Below are 1,685 nucleotides of genomic sequence, written 5' to 3'. Positions count from 1 at the left end.
GGCTGGCGCAACTGGCCTGACGCCCAGGCGCGTGAGCCCGCGCAGGGCGCGCTGACGGCCCGGCCAGGGCGCGGTGGGACAATCGCGCTCCGGCTCCATCGGGCCGCCCGCAGCGGGCACAACGCAAACGCACAGAGGATTTCCATGGCAGGTTTGAAAGCCGGCGCACCCACGCCGCAGTCGATCACGGTGCACGAGGCATCGCGCGTGCTGGAGGTGGTGTTCTCGGACGGTGCGGCCTTCCGCATCCCGTTCGAGCTGATGCGCGTGTACTCGCCCTCCGCCGAGGTGCAGGGCCACGGCCCGGGCCAGGAGGTGCTGCAGACCGGGCAGCGCCACGTCACGCTCGCGGGGCTGGAGCCGGTGGGGAACTACGCGGTCAAGCCCACGTTCTCCGACGGCCACGACACGGGCATCTTCTCGTGGGATTACCTCTACGAACTCGGCCAGCGCCAGGACGCGCTTTGGGCCGACTACCTGCGCCGGCTGGACGAGGCCGGCGCCGATCGCGACACGCCGATGCCGCCCCGGCGCGGCGGTGGCGGCCATTCGCACGGCTCTGGCGGCTGCGCGCACTGACGGCGGCGGGCCCGCTCGGCGCGCGCCGCAGCGTCCAAATTGCGACAGATGCCCCATGCAGGTGCGGGGTTGTCGCTGTACGAGCGGGGCCCGCGCCCCTAGCATCGCGGAATGAGCACCACGCATTTCGGATTCCAGTCGGTCGATGAAGCGGAAAAGGCGCGCCGCGTGCGCGGCGTTTTCGACTCCGTCGCATCGAAGTACGACGTCATGAACGACCTCATGTCCGGTGGCCTGCACCGCGCATGGAAGGCCTACACGGTCATGGTCGCCAACCTGCGCGAGGGCCACCGCGTGCTCGACATCGCGGGCGGCACGGGCGATCTGGCGAAGGCCTTCGCCAAAAAGGTCGGCGCATCGGGCGAGGTGGTGCACACCGACATCAATGAAGCCATGCTGCGCGTGGGGCGCGACCGCCTCATCGATGCCGGCGTGGTGCTGCCCACGCTGGTCTGCGACGCCGAGAAGCTGCCCTTTCCCGATGGCCACTTCGACGTGGTGAGCGTGGCCTTCGGCCTGCGCAACATGACGCACAAGGACCAGGCCCTTGCCGAGATGTGCCGCGTGCTCAAGCCGCGCGGCCGCCTGCTCGTGCTGGAGTTCTCCAAGGTGGCCAAGCCGCTGGAGAAGGCCTACGACTGGTATTCCTTCAAGGTGCTGCCCCAGCTGGGCCGGATGGTGGCCGGCGACGACGCGAGCTATCGCTACCTCGCCGAGTCGATCCGCATGCATCCGGGGCAGGAAGAACTCAAAACCCTCATGCAGAAAAATGGCTTTGGGCATGTGGACTATCACAACATGACGGGGGGAATCGTTGCTTTGCATGTTGGAATCAAGTGCTGAGCCGCCTTGCGTTTTCGTTCGCAGCCGGCACCTATCTATAAATTGGAGATGACATGATGAAACTGTGGTCCGTGGCGCTGGTCGCCATGTTGTTGGTGGTGCATGCCGATGCGGATGCGCGCCGCATGGGCGGCGGCAAGTCCGTTGGCAAGCAGTCGAGCAATGTGACGCAGCGCGAGGCGGCTTCGCCTCCGCCCGCTGCGCCCGGCGCACCGGCGCAGAACGTCAACAGCGCGGCGGCCGCCAAGCCCGCCGCCGCACCG

2 protein-coding genes and 1 pseudogene are annotated in these 1,685 nt (G+C 67.8%); all 3 read left to right on the top strand.

The features are described 5' to 3' along the window. Positions 1 to 144: 144 nt before the first annotated feature. The gene (locus AC27KI_RS24280; protein ID WP_272565478.1) at positions 145 to 579 is read left to right on the top strand and encodes a gamma-butyrobetaine hydroxylase family protein; all 435 of its coding nucleotides are present in this window, start codon (positions 145 to 147) and stop codon (positions 577 to 579) included. Between the two features lie 111 nt (positions 580 to 690). After that, positions 691 to 1,422, top strand: a complete 732-nt coding sequence (ubiE, locus tag AC27KI_RS24275; protein WP_284405490.1) for a bifunctional demethylmenaquinone methyltransferase/2-methoxy-6-polyprenyl-1,4-benzoquinol methylase UbiE — start codon at positions 691 to 693, stop codon at positions 1,420 to 1,422. A gap of 53 nt (positions 1,423 to 1,475) precedes the next feature. Beyond that, positions 1,476 to 1,685: pseudogene (locus tag AC27KI_RS24270) on the top strand (Tim44 domain-containing protein); the annotation flags it as partial.

This window comes from Acidovorax sp. KPB24-03 (genome assembly GCF_057546605.1).
Note: the sequence above shows the minus strand (reverse complement) of the source record. Positions and strands in the feature narration are given on the sequence as shown.

Bases quoted from the DNA above. Each gene is read 5' to 3' on its own strand.
- AC27KI_RS24280 (WP_272565478.1), top strand. From the start codon at position 145: ATGGCAGGTTTGAAAGCCGGCGCACCCACGCCGCAGTCGATCACGGTG.
- ubiE (WP_284405490.1), top strand. From the start codon at position 691: ATGAGCACCACGCATTTCGGATTCCAGTCGGTCGATGAAGCGGAAAAG.